This window comes from Thiopseudomonas alkaliphila (assembly GCF_001267175.1).
In the GTDB taxonomy this organism is placed as follows: Bacteria; Pseudomonadota; Gammaproteobacteria; order Pseudomonadales; family Pseudomonadaceae; genus Oblitimonas; species Oblitimonas alkaliphila.
Map to the genome: position 1 here is coordinate 2,173,804 of NZ_CP012358.1, position 22,051 is coordinate 2,195,854.

Below are 22,051 nucleotides of genomic sequence, written 5' to 3' on the forward strand. Positions count from 1 at the left end.
GAGGAATACAACAATGGCGGATGCAAAGAACAAAGTACTGAGTGGAGCAGGCTTACGTGGCCAAATCGCAGGACAAACCGCTTTATCTACCGTGGGTAAAGAGGGGGCTGGCTTAACTTATCGTGGCTATGATGTGCGTGAATTGGCCCGTTGCGGCAAATTTGAGGAAGTGGCGTATTTACTCCTGTACGGCGAGCTGCCAACGGCTGCTCAGTTACAGGCATATATTGAGCGGTTGCAGGCGTTAAGTGATATTCCCGATACCTTAAAAGAGGTATTAGAGCGAATTCCAGCTGATGTGCACCCGATGGATGTGATGCGGATTGGGGTGTCGATGCTAGGCACCTTAGAGCCAGAAGAATCCTTTGCTCAACAACATGATGTGACTGACCGTTTGCTCGCCACGTTACCCGCCATGCTGATTTATTGGTATCGCTTTAGCCATGAAGGGGTGCGCATTGATTGCGTCACCCAAGAGAAAGACTTAGGGGGCCACTTCTTAGCCCTATTGCATGGTAAATCACCGAGTGAGTTACATCGTGAAGTGATGAACGTGTCGTTGATTTTATACGCAGAGCACGAGTTTAACGCCTCAACTTTTACTGGTCGGGTGTGTGCTTCTACGTTATCGGATCTGTATTCCTGCGTTACCGGTGCCATTGGTTCGCTACGTGGCCCGCTGCATGGCGGTGCTAACGAGGCGGCGATGGATTTAATTGATCGCTTTAATTCGCCTGAAGAAGCGTTAGAAGAATTAAGGCAGATGGTCGAGCGTAAGGAATTGATCATGGGCTTTGGCCATGCGATTTATCGTGACTCAGATCCGCGTAATGAAGTGATTAAGGCGTATGCCAAGCAGCTAGCAGATGAAGTAGGGGACACGGTGATTTACCCGGTCTCTGAGGCAATTGAGAAGTTTATGTGGGATGAAAAACGCTTATTTCCTAATGCGGACTTCTTCCATGCATCGGCCTATCGCTTTATGGGGATTCCAACCAAGCTGTTTACCCCCATTTTTGTTTGCTCCCGCTTAACCGGTTGGGCCGCGCATATTTTTGAGCAGCGTGCCAATAACCGCATTATTCGCCCCAGTGCCGAATATATCGGTGAGGAACAGCGCGCTGTAACACCTATTAGCGAGCGTTAATGCTAAAACCAGTGCTGCTGTCAGCGGCACTGGATCAACCGCTCCGTTGACCTGATGGATTGATTTGAGATGAATACCCAATACCGTAAAAATTTGCCTGGCACCGCGCTGGATTATTATGACGCGCGTGAGGCGGTAAACGCCATTGAACCAGGCGCCTATGAAAAGTTGCCATACACCTCGCGGGTCTTGGCAGAAAACTTAGTGCACCGCTGCGAGCCAGAGCAGTTAACGGACTCGCTCAAGCAATTAATTCAACGTAAACGTGATCTGGACTTTCCTTGGTATCCAGCGCGGGTGGTCTGTCATGATATTTTAGGTCAAACCGCGCTGGTTGATTTAGCCGGTTTACGTGACGCTATTGCTGAGCAAGGCGGTGACCCCTCGCAAGTGAATCCGGTGGTTCCTACCCAGTTAATTGTTGACCACTCACTGGCAGTGGAATGCGGTGGCTATGATCCTGACGCCTTTGCTAAAAACCGAGCAATCGAAGATCGTCGTAACGAAGACCGTTTTCACTTTATTGAGTGGACTAAAACTGCCTTTAAAAATGTTGATGTGATTCCGGCTGGTAACGGCATCATGCACCAAATCAACCTAGAAAAAATGTCGCCAGTGATTCAGGTGCGTAACGGTGTAGCGTTCCCTGATACCTGTGTCGGTACGGATAGTCATACCCCGCACGTGGACGCACTTGGGGTAATTGCTATTGGTGTGGGCGGTTTAGAAGCAGAAACCGTCATGCTTGGTTTACCTTCGATGATGCGCTTACCGGATATTGTCGGGGTGGAGTTGGTAGGTGAGCGTCAGCCGGGGATTACCGCCACCGATATTGTATTGGCATTAACGGAGTTCTTGCGTAAAGAGCGGGTCGTTGGTGCTTATCTTGAGTTCTTTGGTGAGGGCGCGGATAAACTCAGTATTGGTGACCGTGCAACTATTTCCAACATGACGCCAGAATATGGCGCAACCGCGGCAATGTTCTACATTGACCAGCAAACCATTGACTACCTCAAGCTGACTGGGCGCGAGGCGCAGCAGGTTGAGTTAGTTGAAAGTTACGCCAAGTTAACCGGTTTGTGGGCAGACAGCCTAAAAACAGCCGAGTACGAGCGGGTACTGAAATTTGATATCTCGACCGTTGGCCGCAATATGGCAGGCCCATCAAACCCGCATGCACGTGTTTCCACCAGCGACTTAGCGGCTAAAGGCATTGCCGGTGAGTGGGTTGAGGAAGAAGGTTTAATGCCCGATGGCGCAGTGATTATTGCAGCGATTACCAGCTGTACTAATACCAGTAACCCGCGCAACGTAGTGGCGGCTGGACTGATTGCCCGTAAAGCCAACGAGCTAGGTTTAACCCGCAAGCCATGGGTAAAAACCTCCTTTGCGCCAGGCTCTAAAGTGGCTGAGCTGTACCTTAATGAAGCCAATTTACTTGGTGAGCTAGAGCAGTTAGGTTTTGGGATTGTCGGCTTTGCTTGTACTACCTGTAACGGGATGAGCGGTGCTTTAGACCCAGTGATTCAGCAAGAAATTATTGACCGCGATTTATACGCCACCGCAGTATTATCCGGCAACCGTAACTTTGATGGGCGTATTCATCCTTATGCCAAGCAAGCCTTCTTAGCATCACCACCGTTAGTGGTAGCCTACGCCATTGCCGGAACGATTCGCTTTGATATTGAAAAGGATGCCTTAGGGTATGACGCTGAAGGCAACCCAATTACCCTGAAAGATATCTGGCCATCGGACGCAGAAATTGATGCGATCGTAGCCGAGAGCGTAAAACCTGAGCAGTTCCGCGAAGTGTATATCCCGATGTTTGATTTGGGCGAAATTGAGCAAGCTCCGAGCCCGCTCTATGATTGGCGGCCGATGAGCACCTATATTCGTCGCCCACCTTATTGGGAAGGCGCCTTAGCTGGCGAACGCACCCTCAAAGGAATGCGGCCGTTAGCGTTGTTGGGGGATAACATTACCACTGACCACTTATCGCCCTCTAACGCTATTTTAGCCAGCAGCGCGGCGGGTGAGTATTTGGCAAAGATGGGTGTGCCAGAAGAAGACTTTAACTCCTACGCTACTCACCGTGGTGACCACTTAACCGCACAGCGCGCCACCTTTGCTAACCCGAAATTGTTTAATGAAATGGTGAAAGATGCAAATGGTGCAGTTAAACAAGGTTCGCTGGCGCGGATTGAGCCAGAAGGACAGGTTACGCGCATGTGGGAAGCGATTGAAACCTACATGGAGCGCAAACAACCGCTGATCATTGTGGCCGGTGCTGACTATGGTCAAGGTTCATCCCGTGACTGGGCAGCTAAAGGTGTGCGCCTAGCAGGTGTCGAAGTGATTGCTGCCGAAGGCTTTGAGCGTATTCACCGCACTAACTTAATTGGCATGGGTGTATTGCCGTTGCAGTTTGCAGCAGGTACTACGCGCAAAACTTTAGGCTTAGATGGCACTGAAACCTATGATGTGGAAGGCGAGCTACAGCCGGGTAATACCATGACCTTGGTGATTAATCGTCAAAATGGCGAGCAGTTGCGGGTACCGATGCTGAGCCGCTTAGATACCGCCGCCGAGGTTGAGGTTTATCAAGCAGGCGGAGTGTTACAGCGTTTTGCCCAGGAGTTCTTAGCATCCAACGTCGGTGCCTAACCAGTGCACCTATTAAGGTAATTTACAACCCGCTAAGCGACGCTGTTTAGCGGGTTGTTATTTTTAAGCCACAGTATTCGTCGGCAGCAGGTATTGATTGGCCAAGTAAATAGGCGGGAGAGCAGAGATGAGTCAGGTTCCACAAATTAAAATTCCAGCCACTTATATGCGTGGCGGTACCAGTAAAGGGGTATTTTTTAAAGTTGAGGACTTACCCGAGCGCGCTCAGCAGCCAGGAGCTGCCCGAGATGCATTATTATTGCGGGTCATTGGTAGTCCAGACCCTTATGGCAAACAAACTGATGGCATGGGCGGTGCGACCTCCAGCACCAGTAAAACCGTATTGCTCGCCAAGAGCACCCAGCCTGAGCACGATGTAGATTATTTATTTGGGCAGGTTTCGATTGATCAGCCCTTTGTCGATTGGAGTGGCAACTGCGGCAACCTCACAGCAGCGGTAGGTTCGTTTGCGATCAGTAATGGCTTAGTTGCAGCAGATAAAATTCCACACAATGGCATATGCACGGTGCGTATTTGGCAGGTGAATATTCAAAAGACTATTATCGCCCACGTGCCTATCACTAACGGTGAAGTGCAAGAAACCGGTGATTTTGAATTAGACGGGGTGACCTTTCCCGCCGCCGAAGTCCAGATTGAGTTTTTAGACCCCGCCGAGGGTGACGCGGATGATGCGGCGATGTTCCCGACAGGTAACTTAGTCGATCAGTTGGAGGTGCCAGGCTTAGGTCGTTTGTCAGTTACCCTAATTAACGCTGGGATTCCAACCATCTTCGTTAATGCGGCGGATATTGGTTACCACGGCACTGAGCTGCAATCAGCAATTAATAGCGACACCGAAGCTCTGGCTAAATTTGAACTGATTCGCGCCCATGGCGCACTAAAAATGGGTTTGATTAAGGATCTCGCCGAGGCGGAAACGCGTCAGCACACGCCAAAAGTGGCCTTTGTTGCTCCACCTGCTGCCTATACTGCTTCCAGTGGCAAGCAGATTAAGCAGCAAGATATCGATGTGTTGGTCCGCGCATTATCCATGGGGCAGTTGCACCATGCGATGATGGGTACGGCAGCCGTGGCAATCGGCACGGCTGCAGCCATTCCCGGTACGTTAGTTAATTTGGCAGCTGGAGGCGGTGAGCGCCAAGCCGTACGTTTTGGGCATCCTTCAGGTACCTTACGCGTAGGCGCTGAAGCAATTGAGGAACAAGGGCAATGGCAGGTGAAAAAAGCTATTATGAGCCGTAGTGCTCGGGTGTTAATGGAGGGCTGGGTGCGAGTGCCGGGCGATTCATTTTAACTAAACACACAATATTAAAGCGCTCGATTAGAGCGCTTTTTTGTTTGTCGCGGGCTTTATCGCTACACTGAGGCGCCTGATTAGGTGCATGGCACCAGATCAGACTTATTAATCGCTACTAATAATAGGTGCGCTGGTTGTTTAAAGATTTACTATTTGAAGAAGGGTTTACCAAGATTGACGCTGAACTCGATGTGATCTTTGTTCCCACCGATGAGCTAGTAGTAGAGGCCATGTTAAAAATGGCTGATGTGCAGCAGCACGATGTGCTGTATGACTTGGGCTGTGGTGATGGGCGCATTGCAGTGGCGGCAGCCATGGAGCGTGGTGCTAGAGCGGTAGGCATTGATATGGATCCGCGGCGCATCGCCGAAGCTAACCAACTGGCGGCCACCGTTGGCGTGGAAGATCGGGTTAGTTTTATTCAAGGTGATCTATTAACCGCAGATTTTAGTCAAGCCAGCGTGCTGACCCTGTATCTACTGCCTACGCTCAATCTACAACTTCGAGCGCGAATTTTACAAGAGCTCAAGCCCGGTACTCGCGTGATTGGCCATGCATTTAATATGGGTGATTGGCAGGCGGATGCGCGGCAAGCCATGGGTGGAGTGTATCTTTACAAATGGTATGTGCCAGCTCCCTTGGCCGGAACCTGGGAGTGGCTCAGTGCCAGTGGGCAATTGTATCGGGTACAACTAGCACAGCAGTTTCAAAAGCTTACAGGGCAAGCTTGGGTTGGCAGCGAGTTGGCGGGTTTAGCGCCTGCAGAGTTGTTAGAGGCTAAGCTGTTAGGTGATCGAGTGCGTTTGAGTATTTTGCCCGCTGGCGAAAGTCAGCCACTTGTTTTTGATTCGCTCTATCAGCAGGGTTATTTACTACCGGCAGTCAATAGCCCGCAAGTTTCTTTAGGCATACGCCTAACTGAGGCTGAAGAGTCCTAGTTAGGCGTGTAGCTGCTAGGGAATGTTAGCTGTATTGAGCGTGGCGTTTTAACCAAGTAAAACGCCACGCCGCTAAACTGCCGAGAATTAGCACTAAGGCCAGTAAGGTATTAAAAGCGGGGGCCATTTCGCTAAGGCTCGCGCCAGCTGAGTTAATTTGGGTAAAGCCTACTACCATCGTGGTTGAAGGAAAGGGCATTAAGCTCCAAATAATCCAGTCGGGAATCATATACTGCGGAAACGAAGCACCAGTGACTAAAAACAGCAAAATCGAAATTCCAGCATAGATTTGCATCACTCGGCTCATTCGATCAATCACGCTGCCCAGTAACATGCCTAGCGCTGCGGTAGCAGCAGCGAAAGGTGGGATAAAAATCAACAAAGTGCTGAGGTTACCGCCGCGCGGGTAGTCTTGCAGCCAGAAGGTATAGCCAAACATTAGCAGTGAGGTGAAGCAACCAATCAAGCTTAAGGCAAACCAGGTACCCAGAAACTCACTCAGCTGTAGGCCGCGAATTTGATGCTCGCGGCGAAAACCAATCAACATCGCGCTACCAAACAGTAAAGTTTGCTGAACAATCAAGGTGGCAATGGCTGGCACTACAAAACTACCGTAGCCTTCGGTGGTATCAAACATGGGCCATTGCTCAATATTCACTTCAGGCCGCGAAAACTGCGTACGTTCTAATCGTGTACTGGGGGTTGCCATAGCGGCTTCTAGCGAGGAGCTAACGGCATTACCTACTTCAGCGGCACGGACTAAGTAAGCAGCCGTTAAATAGATGCCTAGTCCTCCATGGCCGTGCAATGCTTTACGCATAAAGTTGTGATCTAAAATAATCACCCCATCCACTTGTCGGTTACGCAGCAAAGTTAAGGCTTGTTGAGGAGAGGCTGGACGCTGAGTAATGTTAATGCTACGAGTGGCTTGTAAGTTACGGATTAAACTGCGCGATAGGCTCGAGTCGTCTAGATCAACCACGGCAATGGGTAATTTAATCGAGACCTGTGACTTATAAGCAGCTGGATAATAAAAGCTATACAGCACCACCGCCAAAGCGATGGTAGAAAAAATGGGTTTGGTTTTAACGACGCTGCTGAGGGTGCTAAAAAACGCTTCGCGTCCCCCAGAAAACGCCAAGTCAGGCATTGGGCTGAGTTTTAGTTCTTTTTTATTGGCCTTAGCCAAGCCTTTAGCAATCAGCAGTCCACCGACAATATACAGGCTTAAAACAACGAGGTGCAGCCCACTAACCGCAGCATCACTGGCTAAGCTGACTTGTTCAATTTGTAACCGATAGTAATGGGTATAGGGCTGAATGTTAGCCCAAAACTGAGCCCAGCCACTGGCATTTAACACAGGTAAGGTGCCATCTGAGTAAGTGACGGCACCACTGGCATAGATCGTGGATAAAGAAAACGCACTGTGAATATCGCGTGTGATGGCCACTAAAGCTGCGCCAATGGCAGCAGTAGCCATGCATAGCCAGATAATGCCCAGTACTAATAGTCCGGCCGAGCCATTAATCGGCCAGCCCCGCCCGGCTACCATCCAGAGCCAAAACACTAGATGCCAAGCGGTAAAAATTAACACATAAGGCAGTAATTGACCGATTAGACTTAGTAAATTAGGACGTGCGGGGGCTTTTAAGTGACGAGCAATAGTGGCCACAATCGCACAGCTAAGTAACAGGTTAAGAATTGCTGGCAAGACTAAGGGTGTTAAAAAGCGCTCAAAACTTTGCTGGGCATTGCCCACAGTAGTCACCTGCACTTGTGGCAAACTCAATTCAATATTTTCCAGTCCACCCATGCCGCGGCGTACGCGGCCTTCTTGTTTGAGCGCCACCTCAATCGCTTGGCTTAGGGCTGACGAGGCTTGAGAGCCAATGGTACGCAATTGTGCGTTGTAGTGAATGACGATCGAACGTAGGTCAGGGTAGACCGTGGCTGATGAGGCTTGACTAGGAATTTCAACAATCGCATAGATTTTATTTTGCCGCACTAAAGTTAAGGCTTGTTGCATATCCTCAGGCATCGCGGCTAACTGAATTTTCGGGTTAGCCTTGATGTTGCTAATAATGCGTCGGCTAAGGGAGGAGTGATCGGCGTCGACAATGGCAATCGGCGTGTGCTGCACCACGCCGACTGATAAAAGATGGCTAACCATAATCAGCATGATGCAGGGTAGCAGCAGCACCACGATTAATTGATAAGGCGAGCGAGTAATACGCTGTAACTCATCGAGTAGGCTGGGGAACAGCCCGCGCGCAGGCGCTGCTAGATTCATGGTTGTGGCCAAGCAAACAAGACGCTCATGCCAGGACGCAGTCCTTCCACCTGCTGCGTGGCGGTTAAGCGTACCTCAAAACTGCGTACATCATAGCCGCTGGATTGGCGGGTGGCGCGCCAGGTGGCAAAGTTGGCTTGGGGATTAATAAAGCTCACCTTGAAGGTAACTGTTTGATGGTCAAGCGCCGGTACGCTACCGGTTAATTCATCGCCCATTTTCAATGAGTGAAATTGATTTTCGCGCAGATTCACCGTGACCCATAAATCATCTAAATCAATCAGGCTGTAAATCGGTAAGCCAGCTGGTACCAGTTCACCGACGTTGGCGAAGCGTTTGGCAATTTCACCGTTAATTGGTGCGGTGAGCTGAATTTCATCTTGCATCGAGCGGGTAACAAAGACCCCAGCTTCGGCAATCTTGACTTGAGAGTCGGCCACTTGCAGGTCTTCCTCGCGCTCCCCATTCAGTGCCCGCTGATACTGTGCTTTGGTCAGCGCTTCGTGTTGGCTGGCAGAGTCGCGGGCGGCGCGAGCTTCATCACGGCGTTGGGCCGCAATAACGCCTTCGGCATAGAGGTTTTCGGCACGGCGGGCAGAGACTTTGGCTAAATCAGCTTGAGCTTTAGCTGCACGCCATGAGGCTTCAAGGGCGGCTAAATCTTCTTCTCTTGCGCCTGTGTGCGAGCGTTGTTGAATGGCTTGGGCACTGGCTAAATGCGCCAAGGCTTCTTGCTCTTTAGCTTCTACTTCAGGGCTACTCATGCGCACTAACAGTTGCCCAGTTTGCACTGTTTGGCCTTCTTTCACCTCTAGCGCTAGCACTCGGCTGGTGACTTTGCTGGAAATATTAATACTGTCGGTATCGATCATGCCTTCCAATTGTGCCGGAATGGGGCGATTAGCAAGCCACAGCCCAATCACCAACAGCGTCAAAATAATTAGCAAAATGAGTACCGTTAGTAATGGACGGCGCTTAGCTGGCGCAGCAGTGGCTTGCGCATTGGAAGTTAGGGACTGAGAGTCGTTCACGGCATCACCTTAGCATCAGCACGAAGAATATAGTCATTGAAGCGCGCGCCTTGACCACTAGCGGTCAGTAGCGCAGAGAGGGCAGTATCATATTGAAAAGCGGCGACGGCTCGCTGTAGTTGCGCACGACTGAGGGCATTGCGTGCGTCAATGATCGCCGTCGCGGTGGCTTCACCTTCACGAAACGCCACCTGTTGTACCCGCAGATTCTCTTCGGCGGCATTTAGACTGCTTTGTAAGGTGAAAAACTCACTACGAGCGGTGTTCATTGAGTTATAGGCCCGAATCACCGCTGACCGAACCTCGCTTTGCGCCTGTTGTTTGGAGTGTTCGGCTGCAGCCAAACGTAAGTTAGCGGCGGTAACGGCACGGTTGCGGTTAGTACTGGCATTGAGCGTGTAGCTGAGGCCTACGCCTACTACCCAGTCGGGCTGTGTGAGTAGCTGATCATTGCGATCAAGGGCATAGGAACCCATGGCAAAGAGTTTGGGTAAGCGCTCAGACTTTGCTAAAGCCACCTGTTGTTCGGCAATTTTATAGCCAGCATCTGCCTGTTGCAGTAATGGCTGTTGCTGTAAGGCAACCTGCACATAGTGCTCAACGGATTCTAGGTTATGTAAGTTAACGAATAACGGTGTTTGTGTGGCAATCGGGGTGGGCTGCTCGAGCAGTGAAGACAGCTCATCACTCGCGGTAAGTAAGTCATGATAGGCCCGCTGATTGGCAATTAACGCAGTATCACGGGCAACGATCACTTCAAGCGTGCGGGAATGGGGGATCATGCCTTCACGTTCAAGAATCTGTGCCTCTTTTAAATGTTGTTCAAAGCCAGCTAGATGGGCTTGGGTGACATTAAAGTGCTGCTGCGCGAGGACCTGAGCAAAATAAGTCGTGACTAAATTAAACCGTTGCTTATCTTGTACGCCAAGTTCTTGAGCTTGCACGAGTTCTGCGGCAGACTTAGCCACTTTTTGCGCCGCTACAATTGCACCACCGGCATATAAGGGCTGAATCACATTAACCGTGGCACTAAACACATTGTCACGTTTACGAATTCTGGCGTCATGGGGCAGGCTATTAGCCAAATGCTCTACAGCCTTTTCTGCATCGGTACCGAGCGCGGTGTTGAGTTGCAGTAGATCACTTTTAACCCCATTTAACGGCACCTCTAAGGACTTTTGGTAGCGCAGCGCTTGGGATTCGAGCGTGACTACCGGCTGCCAAAGGTTGGCATTGGCTTCGGCCTCGGCTTGGGCGGCTTGGGTTGAGTAAGCGGCACTTTTTAGCGCGTTAGAGGCTTGACTGAGCTGCTGCTGGGCTTGCTCAAAGCTCATCGCCACGGGAGCTAAGGTTTGCGCATCAGCTGCTGGGCTATTGACCAGCAGTAAGCCGCCCGCCATTAGGCTTAGCCCCAAGGTGCGGATAGAAAAAGTAAATACAGTCATAACAAATTAGGCAGCGGCCTTTGCAGTCAAGTGTGCGAGTAATGAGTGCTCAGCCAGTGAGCAGCCTCGTTGGCAGCTGCTAGTTTAACGGTAATTGTAGGCTTAAACAGCATTAAAACCGGTGACTGGGCAGACAGATGTGGTTTAAGCGTGAGTACTGTCTAGCTGTTTATTGAGTGCAAAGACGCCAGCCATGGGCTGCTCACTCGATCCTGAGTGCTCAGCCCAAGCTGTTAGATTAGCTGTAGTGGTTGCGTAGCTCTCGTTTAAGCAGTTTGCCGGCACTATTTTTGGGCAGTTGTTCGACAAAGTGGATGTGTTTAGGCACCTTAAAGTGTGCTAGATATTGCTTGGCATGGCGTAGCAGTTCAGCAGCGTCAGCCTGCTGTTCTGACTTAACGACGACTACGGCGGTGACTGCTTCAATCCAGCGTTCATCGGGCACACCAATCACGGCCACTTCTGCCACCATGGGGTGGCTATAAAGTACTTCTTCCACATCACGGCTAGCAATCAATACCCCACCACTATTCACTACATCATTAATTCGATCAACGATATAGAGATAGCCCTGTTCATCTTGATATCCTAGATCGCCTGAATGGAACCAGCCTTGGCGAAAGGCCTTACTGGTGGCTTCTGGATTGTCCCAATAGCCTTGCATCAGTTGAGCTGATTGATGAACGATTTCACCTTGTTCATTGGCCGCGCAAGGCTCACCAGTTTGTGGATTTATCACCCGTGTACGTACGGAAAGTAAAGGATGTCCAGCAGAAGTGGGGCGCTCGGCGTGTTCTTCGGGGCGTAACACGCTGGCTAAAGGAGCAATTTCACTTTGCCCATAGCAGTTGTATAAACCAGCCTTTGGTAGCCGTTCACTTAATTCCTGAACAATTGCCGCAGGCATAATTGAGGCGCCGTAATACAGCTTGGTTAATTGTTGCAGTTGGCGCTCATCAAAGGCTGGGTGGCGCAGTAAGTTAATCCATACCGTAGGCGGGGCAAAAAACGCATTCAGCTGCTCTGCTTTAATCAGTGGCAGCAGTTTATCGGCTGACACCGCATCCATAATCCAGCTGCTACCACCTATTAGTAAGGTGGGCATGGTAAATACATGCATTTGCGCCGAGTGATACAAGGGCAGCGCAGCTAGGGCAAAATCATTAGCGACTATGTCTAAATGCTGCCAGCAACTGCGGTATTCGGTGAGTAATGAGCTATGAGTATGCATTGCCCCCTTAGGATCTGAGGTGGTGCCAGAGGTGTAGAGAATTTGTACTACATCGTGCTCATCAAGGATCAAATCCAGCGGGCTGCTATCAGTATCGGCTAGGGCCCAGTGTAATACTTGATGAGGTTTAGTGTTGGAGTGATCACGCAGCGTGCCTTGTATTTCTAAACTATCAGGCACTTGAATGGCTGCTACGTGCTGATGTAAGTCAAGATCCATAAATAGGGCGCGGGCACCGGACTGATTTAACAGGAAGGTTAGCTCGCGTTCGACTAAGGAGAAATTCAACGGCACATGGATTAGGCCGGCTTTAGTGCAGGCTAACCATAAAATTAAATAAGCATCGGAGTTTTTACCGTAGGCAGCTACCCGGTCACCTTTGGTGAGCCCTAGTGCTAGTAGTTGCCGAGCCACACGATTACTGGCTTGATCCAGTTGGCTAAAACTCCAGTGTCGGTCTTGGAAACTAATTGCAGTTTTTTGCCCATAGCGTTCGCTAATTCGTGTCAGTGCTGCGCCAATGGTGTTGCAGCGGGCTTGTTGTAGATCAGTGTTTAAAGTTGCACTTGAGCAAGCATTCATAGCGAATCCCTCATTGTTATTGTTGTGAGTGGAATACAACTGATTGCAGCAATAAAACTGCTCGGCAAGGAGTTGCCGAGCAGTGGTGTTACCTTAGGCTTGTGGACGCTCAATAATTAAAGCAATCCCTTGGCCACCACCAATGCACATAGTGACCATGCCGTAGCGGCCATTAATTCGCTCCAGCTCATACAGCACTTTGACGGTTAAGATAGCGCCAGTGGCGCCTACAGGGTGCCCCATAGCAATCGCACCGCCATTGGGGTTAGTTTTCTCATTGGCTAATCCAAGGTCTTTAGCTACTGCTAGAGCTTGGGCAGCAAAGGCTTCGTTAGATTCGATCAGGTCTAAGTCAGCAATGGTTAAGTTGGCTTTAGCCAGCGCTTCTTTAACCGCAGGAATTGGGCCTAATCCCATTACATTCGGCGCTACCCCAGCGAAGGCGTAGCTCACCACGCGGCCTAAAACCTTAAGCTGTTGCTCAGCTGCAGTTTTAGCGTTAGTCATAACCACTGCTGCAGCCCCATCGTTCAGTCCTGAAGCATTACCTGCAGTGACCACGCCACCTTTTTTAAATACTGGCTTCAGGCTGGCCAGCGACTCAAGGGTCGTATCACCACGCACATGCTCATCATGGTCAAGCGCAATGGTTTTACGGCCTTGTTCTACAGAAACCGGAACAATTTGCTCACTGAAAACCCCCTCGGCTTGGGCTTTGGCTGCACGTTGCTGACTCTGCACTGCGAAGGCGTCGAGCTGTTCACGGGTTAAACCGTATTGCTCGGCGATATTTTCTGCGGTGACACCCATGTGGCCGCTATCAAAGGGGTCACTAAGGGTACCTAAAGTGAGGTCTAATACGGGGGCATGGCCCATGCGTAAGCCATCGCGCACTTTAGGGAGTAGGTAGCCGCCTTGGCTCATGCTTTCGGCACCGCCGGCTAATACCATGTGGCTGTCGCCGAGTTTAATCAGCTGTGCAGCACTGATAATAGACTGCACCGAAGAGCCGCATAAACGGTTAACGTTAAACGCGGCACTAGAGTCTTTGAGGCCACAGTTTAAAGCCACATTGCGTGCTAAATAAGCATCAGCTGGACCGGTAGGAATAATGTGACCAAACACGGCGTGATCAATAGTGCTAGGGTCAACTTGTGCGCGCTCAATCGCTGCTTTGGCCGCAATAGTACCTAGCTCGGCGGGCGTTAAGCTGCTCAGGCTGCCAGAAAAACGGCCAATTGGGGTGCGCGCAGCACCGACAAAAACGACATCATCATTAGCAAAGGGTTGGCTCATGCAAAGAATCCTTGAAGTGGGGCTGCCCCACGTAAAGCACGGCAGCTAAGTCAATACTAGGGTTAGTTATACGGCTTAAGCAGGCTTGACCGGAATGACCTTTAGGGTCAGATTATTTGCCTTTAACGGCCATTACTGGTGAGTAAATCTAATGCAAAAGCGCTACATTACGCCTCATTATTTAGCGGTATGCCTGCAAACCGCACAGCAGAACGGATTAAATCGAGAGTGGATGTTAGCAGAGGCGCGGATCAATCTCAGTGCCGAGGCGCAAGAGCTGCCGAGTATTACCGCCCGCGAGCTGCATGATTTATTTTTTGCCTTGTGGCAAGGCACCCAAGATGAATTTATGGGGCTTGCACCAACCTCCTGTGGCTTGGGGACTTTTGCTTTAATGATGGAGTACGCCAGTCAAGCGCAAACCTTAGGGGCTTGGTTGAAAAAAAGTGCTTACTTTTATCAGGTAGTGCAGCCACAGTTAAGTACGCATCTGTTATTGCCAAATGTTGAACAAAATACGGTGAGCTTTTGTGTGACTTTGAAGCAAACCGATCAAGATCCTCAGCATCTCCTACAAGAATTTTTACTCTTACTTTGGCAGCGAGTAGCGTGCTGGCTGGTGGGAAAACATATTCCGGTATTGAGTACCCAGTTTGCCTATGCTGAACCGCCGCACGCCACTGCTTATCAGCAGATGTATTTAGGCGAGTTTGAGTTTAATAGTCAGCGTTCTGGCTTTAGTTTTCATGAGCAATGTTTACTTTGGCCGATTGTGCGTTCGGCATCAGAAATAGAATTATTTATTAGCCAAGTGCCTGAATTGATTTTTCAAAGCCCAACCACTGATACTCGGTTAGCCACGCAAGTCAGAACGCTGCTGCAAGATTATCCTTTAACCGCGCTACCTGAGTTGCCGGAGCTGGCGCAGCAATTGTGTTTGTCACCGCGCACCTTAAGGCGGCGGTTAGCCCAAGAGGGCATTACGCTGCGTGAACTGAAGCAGCAGTTACGTCAAAGTATGGCGTTGCACTTGCTCAGTGAGGAGCATTTAAGCATGGCAGATATCGCCGAGCGCTTAGGCTTTTCTGAACAAGCAGCTTTTTGTCGTGCCTTTAAGCGCTGGACCGGGGTAGCGCCTAGTCAGTGGCAGAGCAGTTATCCGGATTAATGGATTTTCAGTTTACTAAGCGCTTGCTCTAGGCGCACTGCTCGCGCCTTGCGGCCTAAACTCATCACTACTTTATCGCGTTTCCATTCAGCCAGTAACGGGCTTTGGTGCTTTAGCATAGCAGCGCTTAGCTCAAACTCTAAATCATCAAACTGCATAAAGGCTGACTCCAGCACAACATGCGCCATATGATCTTGGACGCCGAGGGCGAGTCCCTCTTTTAACGAAGCAATAATCCCTAGAAAACTAATGATTAGCGTATCGGGCCAATGTTCTATGATCGCTGCTTGGTAAAGCCAAGCTACGGTGGCCGCGAGCACATGGGCATCTTCTAGGGTACGAAAAACTTTACTGTAATCAGTCCAGCCGTCTCCGGGCAGCACTTGGCCTTGGGCTTGTGCAAACTTGACTTGGCCATGGGGTAAATCGGGCATAAAGGCGAGTGGCGGATTGGGTATAAACTCAAGGGCCGTAGGGGTTTGTTCAGCACATTGGATAAGTACAGCTTTAATTAGCGGACGCTCACTGGCGGCTGGTGTGCTGTTAGGTTGCTGAGCAATAACCAGTAACCATTGCGCCCACTCACCGGCAGTGACAAAGCGTTTATGGCCGCTTAAACCTTGGGGTTGCCACTGGGTTTGTAGTTGGCTGGGGCTATTGCCATTGGTTTCTGACAAGCAAAAAGCGCCTAACCCTAAAGGAGCCTTCGGAATCAACGCCCGTAGCGCAGCTTGATAACCGGCTAAAAAAGCATGGCTAAAGCTTGGACTAGTACGCCCTCCAATAATGGCTAAAGAAAATGGATCGGTGCTGGTTGTTGCTTGCTGTAACTCGCGATACCACGTGGGTAAATCAGCACTGGAGGAGGTATGAGCAATAGGAGATGATAAGAGCTGTGACCAAGCCATAGATGATCCTTGGAAATTACACTTAAAAATAAAGGGTTAAGTAAAGGCTAAGTTCGTCAATTAGCATTAAATGTTAGGCAGTTCACTATAAAGCTTTTGCCTGTTTATTGATGCTTATCAGCTGGAGTAGAGATAACGGCAGGGGCTGAGTGAACTGGCTAGAAAAGGCTGAATAGGCGCTGAAATGGGCAGCTAATGATTAGTTTTTGCGCTAATCCAACAGAAAATATCGGCTATTGTAGCAACAGCACAATGCTTAGCCTGAGATTGAACAGGGTGAGCATCAGAGCATGGTTTATCATGACTAATTTTTAGAGTGATTTAAGCCATGCCCCATGCAGTTGCCCAGCTTCGCGCGCAGCGTTTAGCACAAAGCCAACGCCCCTTTAAAGCGCGGGGCATTAAGTTAGTGCGTTGTGAACGCTGTCGAGTTGCCAGACAGTTTTGTATCTGTGCTTGGCAACCTCAAGCTAGCAGTGAAGTAGGGGTGTGCTTGTTGATGCATGATATTGAGCCACTTAAGCCGAGTAATACGGGCTGGCTTATTGCCGATGTGGTGCAGCATACTTTTGCCTTTACTTGGTCGCGTACTCAAGTTGAGCCCAAGTTATTGGCGTTACTGGCAGATCCAAAGTGGCAACCGTTGGTGGTATTTCCTGAGGAGTATGCAGCACCTGAACAGCAGGTGGTGCATCAACTAAGGCCCTTAGCTGCGGGCAAAAAACCGCTTTTTATTATTTTGGATGCGACCTGGATGCAGGCGCGTAAAATGTTTAGAAAATCGGCTTACTTAGCCGGCTTGCCAGTGCTTAGCTTACAGCCTGAGCAGTTATCGAACTATTTACTGCGGCGCTCAACCCGTGACGATCATTTATGTACTGCCGAAGTTGCCGTGTTGTGTTTGGAGTTGGCGCAAGAACTAACTGCTGCAGAACAGTTGCATCGTTGGCTAGAGCGTTTTACCGAGCATTACTTAGCAGCTAAAACACCGCCCCCAGCGGCGCAGTTAGGGCATTATCAGGCGGGCAGTAAAATCTTAGCTAAAGAAAGCGTAAAGCGTGATAAATGTTCGGTGTAGACTGTTGAGCAAGTTGTTATACTTAGGTACAAGTACTAGGTATGGTTAGCGTAGATTGCCGTTAGGTAATACTGGAAATGGAAGCTTAGTTTTCCGGCTAATCGGTGCATAATGCGCTCCACTCATGACAGATTAGGATAATTTAAATGGCTGCTTTTGACATACTCATTGCTGATGATCACCCCTTATTTCGTAGCGCCTTGCAACAAGCGTTAACCATTGGTTTAGGTGGTGATGTGCGTTTAGTTGAGGCGGCGAGCATCGCAGAACTTGAAGCCCGTTTAGCTGAAAAATCTGACTGGGATTTAGTGCTGCTTGATTTAAATATGCCAGGTGCCCATGGCTTTTCTGGTTTAGTGTTACTGCGTGGACAGTATCCGCAATTACCAGTGGTGATGGTTTCGGCGCAAGAAGAAGCGGCGATTATGGCCCGTGCCCGCGAGTTTGGTGCCAGTGGCTTTATTCCTAAATCCAGCCCGTTAGAAGAAATTCAACAGGCGGTTAAAACGGTTTTAGACGGTGATGTGTGGTGGCCGGCACAAACCGCAGCTAACCCGATGTTAACCGCAGAACAAAAAGCAGCGAGCGAAGGCTTAGCCAGCTTGACGCCGCAACAGTTTCGGGTGCTAACCATGGTGTGTGATGGTTTACTGAATAAGCAAATTGCTTACGAGTTGAATGTTTCAGAAGCCACCGTTAAAGCTCATGTCACCGCTATTTTCCGCAAACTCAATGTGCGCACCCGCACTCAAGCTGCTCTTCTGCTGCAGCAGATGGAGTCTATTCCAAACGCTTAAGTGACTTCGCGATTAATAATTGAATAGTTAAAGCCTCTTTGGGTGTGGTACTCGAAGAGGCTTTTTTTTACGGTAATTTTCACTGTGGAGCGATCATGGAGCACAACACATCACCCTTTAAAGGAAAAACAGGGATTAAGCGTATTTCGAACGCAGCCGGCTACTCATTAGCAGGGTTAACGGCGGCTTATCGAGGAGAAGCTGCATTTCGTCAATTAGTCTGGGCCAATCTTGTACTCATTCCATTGAGTTTTTGCTTTGATCTGGAGCCAGTTGAGCATGCCTTGTTGGTTGCCGTGTGCCTGTTGTCCTTGATTGTAGAATTATTTAATTCGGCGATTGAGGCTGTGGTGGATCGTATTTCGTTAGAGCGGCATCCGTTGTCAAAAAATGCCAAAGATATGGGTAGCGCCGCGCAAATGATTGCCATGTTAATGATTGCCGTGGTGTGGGGAATTATCTTAATTGGCTGAGGATGTTAGTAGCGCCGCGTGCGTTAGCTATAGTCATATAAGCAAAGCTCATAACCAAGATGAATGTAGTTCATGGAAAGGGTTATAACCATGGGTGCTATGTCTTGACCCCACGTCTTTGGCTGGGCATGCTGGAAACATATTTAAACTAAGGAAAAGTCACAATCATGAAACCTGAAACAATCGCAATTCACGCTGGTTATAGTTCTGATCCAACGACCCGTTCAGCGGCTGTGCCGATTTACCAAACTACCTCTTACACCTTTGATGATACGCAGCATGGCGCTGACTTATTTGACCTTAAGGTGCCAGGTAATATTTACACTCGCATCATGAACCCGACCAATGATGTACTAGAGCAGCGGGTAGCCGCTTTAGAGGGTGGGGTTGCAGCCTTGACTTTTGCTTCGGGGATGGCAGCAATTACAGCAGCGATTCAGACCTTAGCGGAAGCGGGCGACAATATTGTATCGGTGGGTAAGTTATATGGCGGTACCTATAACTTGTTTGCTCATACTTTACCGCGCCAAGGACTAGAAGTTCGTTTTGGACCCCATGATGATATTGCTGCGCTAGAGCAGTTAATTGATGAAAAAACTAAAGCAGTTTTTTGTGAGTCTATCGGTAACCCGGCTGGCAACATTGTGGACTTAAAAGCCTTAGCCGATGCAGCACATCGCCATGGCGTGCCATTGATTGTGGATAACACCGTAGCGACTCCTGCGTTGTGCCGTCCTTTTGAACATGGCGCAGATATCGTGGTGCACTCACTGACTAAATATATGGGTGGTCATGGTACAACGGTAGCAGGAGCAGTGGTTGATTCTGGGAAATTCCCTTGGTCTGAGCATAAAGAGCGCTTCCCGCTATTAAATACGCCAGATGTGTCTTATCACGGCGTGGTCTATACCGAAGCTTTTGGTCCTGCAGCCTTCATTGGTCGTTGCCGTGTAGTGCCATTACGCAACATGGGCGCGGCGTTATCGCCTTTTAATGCCTTTATGATTTTGCAGGGTTTAGAAACCCTCGCACTGCGCATGGAGCGCCATTGCGATAACGCACAACACGTTGCTGAGTTTTTAGCTGCACACCCGCAAGTGGCTTGGGTGCAATACGCGGGTTTACCAAGCCATCCTGAGCATGACTTGGCTAAAACCTATATGGGCGGTAAACCGGCAGCAATTCTGTGCTTTGGTATTAAAGGTGGGCAAGCCGCTGGCGCTAAATTCATTGATGCCTTAAAAATGATTTATCGCCTAGTCAATATCGGTGATGCTAAAACGTTGGCCTGCCATCCTGCAACCACTACGCACCGTCAGTTAAATGAAGAGGAAATGCAAAAAGCTGGGGTAAGTGCGGATTTGATTCGTCTTTCAATTGGCATTGAACACATTGATGACATTCTGGCTGATTTAAGCCAAGCGTTAGAGGCAGCTAAGTAAAGTTTGGCCTAGAATCTAGTGCAATAAAAAGCGCGCTCTAGGGCGCGCTTTTTATTGGGCTTAATAATTGAAGCAGCCGTAGTACACTGGGCGCAGTAAATGGAGACCTACATGCTTAAACAGATAATGATTGCCCACGACTTATCCCCTGCGGCTGAGGTTGCCTTAGCCCGTGCAGCTCAGCTAGCCCAGCAGCATCAGGCACGTTTAATCGTTACCCACTGCCTAAGTGCGCCAAGCAACAGTGCCGCTAGCCATGATCTAGCTGCAATTAAGCAGCAGATTACTCAGCGCTTACAAGCACAGTTAACTCAGCTGGCGAGCCATCCAGCTACCGTTGAATGGGTCGTTAAAGCCGGTCAGCCGAGCATTAAGTTAGCTGAGTTGGTGCGAGCCTATAGTGTGGATTTATTAGTGGTCGGGCAGCATCACCAAGCATCTCCAGAAGGATTTTCGGGCACGACCTTGGAGCACTTGTTGCAGAAAATAAAAGTTCCTGTGTTATTAGCTGTGGAGCCAGTAAGTGATAATTATCAGCGTAGTTTGATTGCGATGGATTTTTCGCAAACCGCTAGTCGAGCACTGCAGCAATTGATCAAGTTGATTTCTGCTGATACGCAGGTGACGGCCTTGCATATTTGTGAAATGGCCGAGCAGCAGCTTACAGCCGAGGCGCGCAGTGAGTTGGAGTGGCAACAGCAATTATTTGCTCAGGTGATTAAAGATGAATGCGTTGGGTTAGCTTTAGCTCCCACGCGCATTGAGCAGCGAGTGGTTCAGGGCGAGTTGTTTAATTGTTTAGAGCAGGCGTTGCAGCAGATTAAACCACAGCTATTAGCCCTTGGCCGACACGGACGAGGGGAGATGGCTGATGCCTTATTAGGCAGTTTGACGCATTCATTATTGGCTGCTCCACCCTGTGATCTATTGGTCGTAAGCTAAGCTTAAGACCAGCTGTTGAAGGAAAAATATGAGTTACCAGACGTTGCAAATGCCCCGTGCGGCTCCAATAAAAATGTGGACTCAGGGAGTGCCGGTTGAGCAGGCTGCCAAACAGCAGTTGATTAATGCGGCGCGGATGCCGTTTATTTTTAAGCATTTAGCCGTAATGCCTGATGTGCATGTGGGTAAAGGCTCTACCATTGGCAGCGTGATACCAACTAAAGGCGCCATTATTCCGGCAGCCGTAGGGGTGGATATTGGCTGTGGCATGCTGGCAGTGCGTACTTCATTAATGGCTGATGATTTGCCGGATAATTTATTTGCTTTGCGCAGTGCTATTGAACGTGCAGTTCCCCATGGGCGCACTCTAGGTAAGGGCAAGCGTGATGTGGGGGCTTGGCAAAAAACTCCAGCCCAAGTCGATGCGGCATGGAAAATGCTCCAGCCTGATTTTCAGATATTGGTGGAGAAATACCCGCGCTTAGCTAAAACCAATAACCATCATCACTTAGGCACCCTAGGCACGGGTAACCACTTTGTTGAGCTGTGTCTAGATGAGCTAAATCGAGTTTGGGTGATGTTGCACAGTGGTTCCCGTGGGGTAGGCAATGCCATTGGTACGCACTTTATTCAATTGGCAAAGCAGGATATGCAGCAGCATTTGGGCCATCTACCGGATCAAGATTTAGCTTATTTCAGTGAGGGCAGCCGCTACTATGAGGATTATTTAGCAGCGGTGGAGTGGGCCCAACACTATGCACAGGTTAATCGGGAAGTGATGATGAATCATACCCTAGCTGCTATGGCCAAGGTATTAAAGCAGCCCTTTAGCAGTGTGCAAGAGGCGGTGAATTGTCATCATAATTATGTGCAGCAAGAAACCCATTTTGGCGAGCAAATTTTAGTCACGCGCAAGGGTGCTGTCTCGGCGCAACAAGGCCAGCTTGGGATTATTCCAGGCTCCATGGGGGCTAAAAGCTTTATTGTACGTGGGCTGGGGAATGCAGAAAGTTTTTGCTCTTGCAGCCATGGAGCGGGTCGAGTGATGAGTCGCACCCAAGCCAAAAAACTCGTCAGTTTAGCGCAACATCAGCAAGCCACCGCCCATGTTGAGTGCCGTAAAGACTTAGGTGTATTAGATGAAACACCAGCGGCCTATAAAGATATTGATGCGGTGATGGCCGCTCAAGCAGACTTGGTGGAAATTGTGCATACTTTACGGCAAATAGTCTGTGTTAAAGGCTAAAGTTTTTATTTGGCGCTCTGGTTAAACTGAGCGCATGCTAGTTGATTAATACTCG

At 49.5% G+C, this 22,051-nt stretch carries 17 protein-coding genes; 11 read left to right on the forward strand and 6 right to left on the reverse strand.

Going from position 1 to position 22,051, the window contains the following annotated elements; all coding sequences use genetic code 11:
* Window positions 1-13: 13 nt before the first annotated feature.
* From prpC to AKN87_RS10540, 4 genes are all read left to right on the forward strand, one after another.
* The gene (gene prpC / locus AKN87_RS10525; RefSeq protein WP_053103385.1) at window positions 14-1,147 is read left to right on the forward strand and encodes a bifunctional 2-methylcitrate synthase/citrate synthase; all 1,134 of its coding nucleotides are present in this window, start codon (window positions 14-16) and stop codon (window positions 1,145-1,147) included.
* Between the two features lie 69 nt (window positions 1,148-1,216).
* On the forward strand, window positions 1,217-3,811 hold the full coding sequence (acnD, locus tag AKN87_RS10530; protein ID WP_053103386.1) for a Fe/S-dependent 2-methylisocitrate dehydratase AcnD: 2,595 nt from the start codon (window positions 1,217-1,219) through the stop codon (window positions 3,809-3,811).
* 127 nt (window positions 3,812-3,938) lie between these two features.
* A complete protein-coding gene (gene prpF, locus AKN87_RS10535) occupies window positions 3,939-5,126 on the forward strand; it encodes a 2-methylaconitate cis-trans isomerase PrpF (RefSeq protein WP_053103387.1) in 1,188 nt (395 codons plus the stop codon).
* A 137-nt stretch (window positions 5,127-5,263) separates the two neighbouring features.
* Complete coding sequence (locus AKN87_RS10540; RefSeq protein WP_053103388.1) at window positions 5,264-6,067, forward strand: class I SAM-dependent methyltransferase; 804 nt, start codon at window positions 5,264-5,266, stop codon at window positions 6,065-6,067.
* Between the two features lie 25 nt (window positions 6,068-6,092).
* On the opposite strand, the gene AKN87_RS10545 is transcribed toward AKN87_RS10540, so the two are convergent.
* From AKN87_RS10545 to bktB, 5 genes are all read right to left on the reverse strand, one after another.
* Entirely contained in the window at window positions 6,093-8,357 is a 2,265-nt protein-coding gene (locus AKN87_RS10545; protein WP_053103389.1) for an ABC transporter permease, read from the reverse strand.
* A complete protein-coding gene (locus AKN87_RS10550) occupies window positions 8,354-9,388 on the reverse strand; it encodes an HlyD family secretion protein (protein ID WP_053103390.1) in 1,035 nt (344 codons plus the stop codon). Before AKN87_RS10550 ends, AKN87_RS10545 begins: the two co-directional genes overlap by 4 nt.
* Window positions 9,385-10,833, reverse strand: coding sequence for a TolC family protein (locus tag AKN87_RS10555; protein WP_080995554.1), 1,449 nt, complete (start codon window positions 10,831-10,833; stop codon window positions 9,385-9,387). Before AKN87_RS10555 ends, AKN87_RS10550 begins: the two co-directional genes overlap by 4 nt.
* A gap of 238 nt (window positions 10,834-11,071) precedes the next feature.
* Entirely contained in the window at window positions 11,072-12,646 is a 1,575-nt protein-coding gene (locus AKN87_RS10560) for a fatty acyl-CoA synthetase (RefSeq protein WP_053103392.1), read from the reverse strand.
* Window positions 12,647-12,739: 93 nt separating this feature from the next.
* Window positions 12,740-13,942 carry a beta-ketothiolase BktB gene (bktB, locus tag AKN87_RS10565; protein WP_053103393.1) on the reverse strand — a complete coding sequence of 401 codons (1,203 nt, stop codon included), beginning with the start codon at window positions 13,940-13,942 and terminating at the stop codon, window positions 12,740-12,742.
* A gap of 151 nt (window positions 13,943-14,093) precedes the next feature.
* On the opposite strand from bktB, the gene AKN87_RS10570 reads away from it, so the two are divergent.
* Entirely contained in the window at window positions 14,094-15,110 is a 1,017-nt protein-coding gene (locus tag AKN87_RS10570; RefSeq protein ID WP_053103394.1) for an AraC family transcriptional regulator, read from the forward strand.
* Here AKN87_RS10570 and AKN87_RS10575 read toward each other — a convergent pair.
* The gene (locus AKN87_RS10575; RefSeq protein WP_053103395.1) at window positions 15,107-16,018 is read right to left on the reverse strand and encodes an acyl-CoA dehydrogenase middle domain-containing protein; all 912 of its coding nucleotides are present in this window, start codon (window positions 16,016-16,018) and stop codon (window positions 15,107-15,109) included. The genes AKN87_RS10570 and AKN87_RS10575 overlap by 4 nt on opposite strands.
* A gap of 328 nt (window positions 16,019-16,346) precedes the next feature.
* Here AKN87_RS10575 and AKN87_RS10580 point away from each other — a divergent pair, with 328 nt between their 5' ends.
* From AKN87_RS10580 to AKN87_RS10605, 6 genes are all read left to right on the forward strand, one after another.
* A complete protein-coding gene (locus tag AKN87_RS10580; RefSeq protein WP_080995555.1) occupies window positions 16,347-17,096 on the forward strand; it encodes a tRNA-uridine aminocarboxypropyltransferase in 750 nt (249 codons plus the stop codon).
* Window positions 17,097-17,242: 146 nt separating this feature from the next.
* The gene (gene erdR, locus AKN87_RS10585; RefSeq protein WP_053101088.1) at window positions 17,243-17,893 is read left to right on the forward strand and encodes a response regulator transcription factor ErdR; all 651 of its coding nucleotides are present in this window, start codon (window positions 17,243-17,245) and stop codon (window positions 17,891-17,893) included.
* Between the two features lie 95 nt (window positions 17,894-17,988).
* On the forward strand, window positions 17,989-18,366 hold the full coding sequence (locus AKN87_RS10590; RefSeq protein WP_053103396.1) for a diacylglycerol kinase: 378 nt from the start codon (window positions 17,989-17,991) through the stop codon (window positions 18,364-18,366).
* 167 nt (window positions 18,367-18,533) lie between these two features.
* Window positions 18,534-19,808, forward strand: coding sequence for a bifunctional O-acetylhomoserine aminocarboxypropyltransferase/cysteine synthase (locus AKN87_RS10595; RefSeq protein WP_053103397.1), 1,275 nt, complete (start codon window positions 18,534-18,536; stop codon window positions 19,806-19,808).
* Window positions 19,809-19,919: 111 nt separating this feature from the next.
* Entirely contained in the window at window positions 19,920-20,750 is an 831-nt protein-coding gene (locus AKN87_RS10600) for a universal stress protein (RefSeq protein WP_053103398.1), read from the forward strand.
* Between the two features lie 28 nt (window positions 20,751-20,778).
* Window positions 20,779-21,996 (forward strand): RtcB family protein, encoded by a 1,218-nt coding sequence (locus AKN87_RS10605; protein WP_053103399.1) that lies wholly within the window; start codon window positions 20,779-20,781, stop codon window positions 21,994-21,996.
* Window positions 21,997-22,051 lie beyond the last annotated feature (55 nt).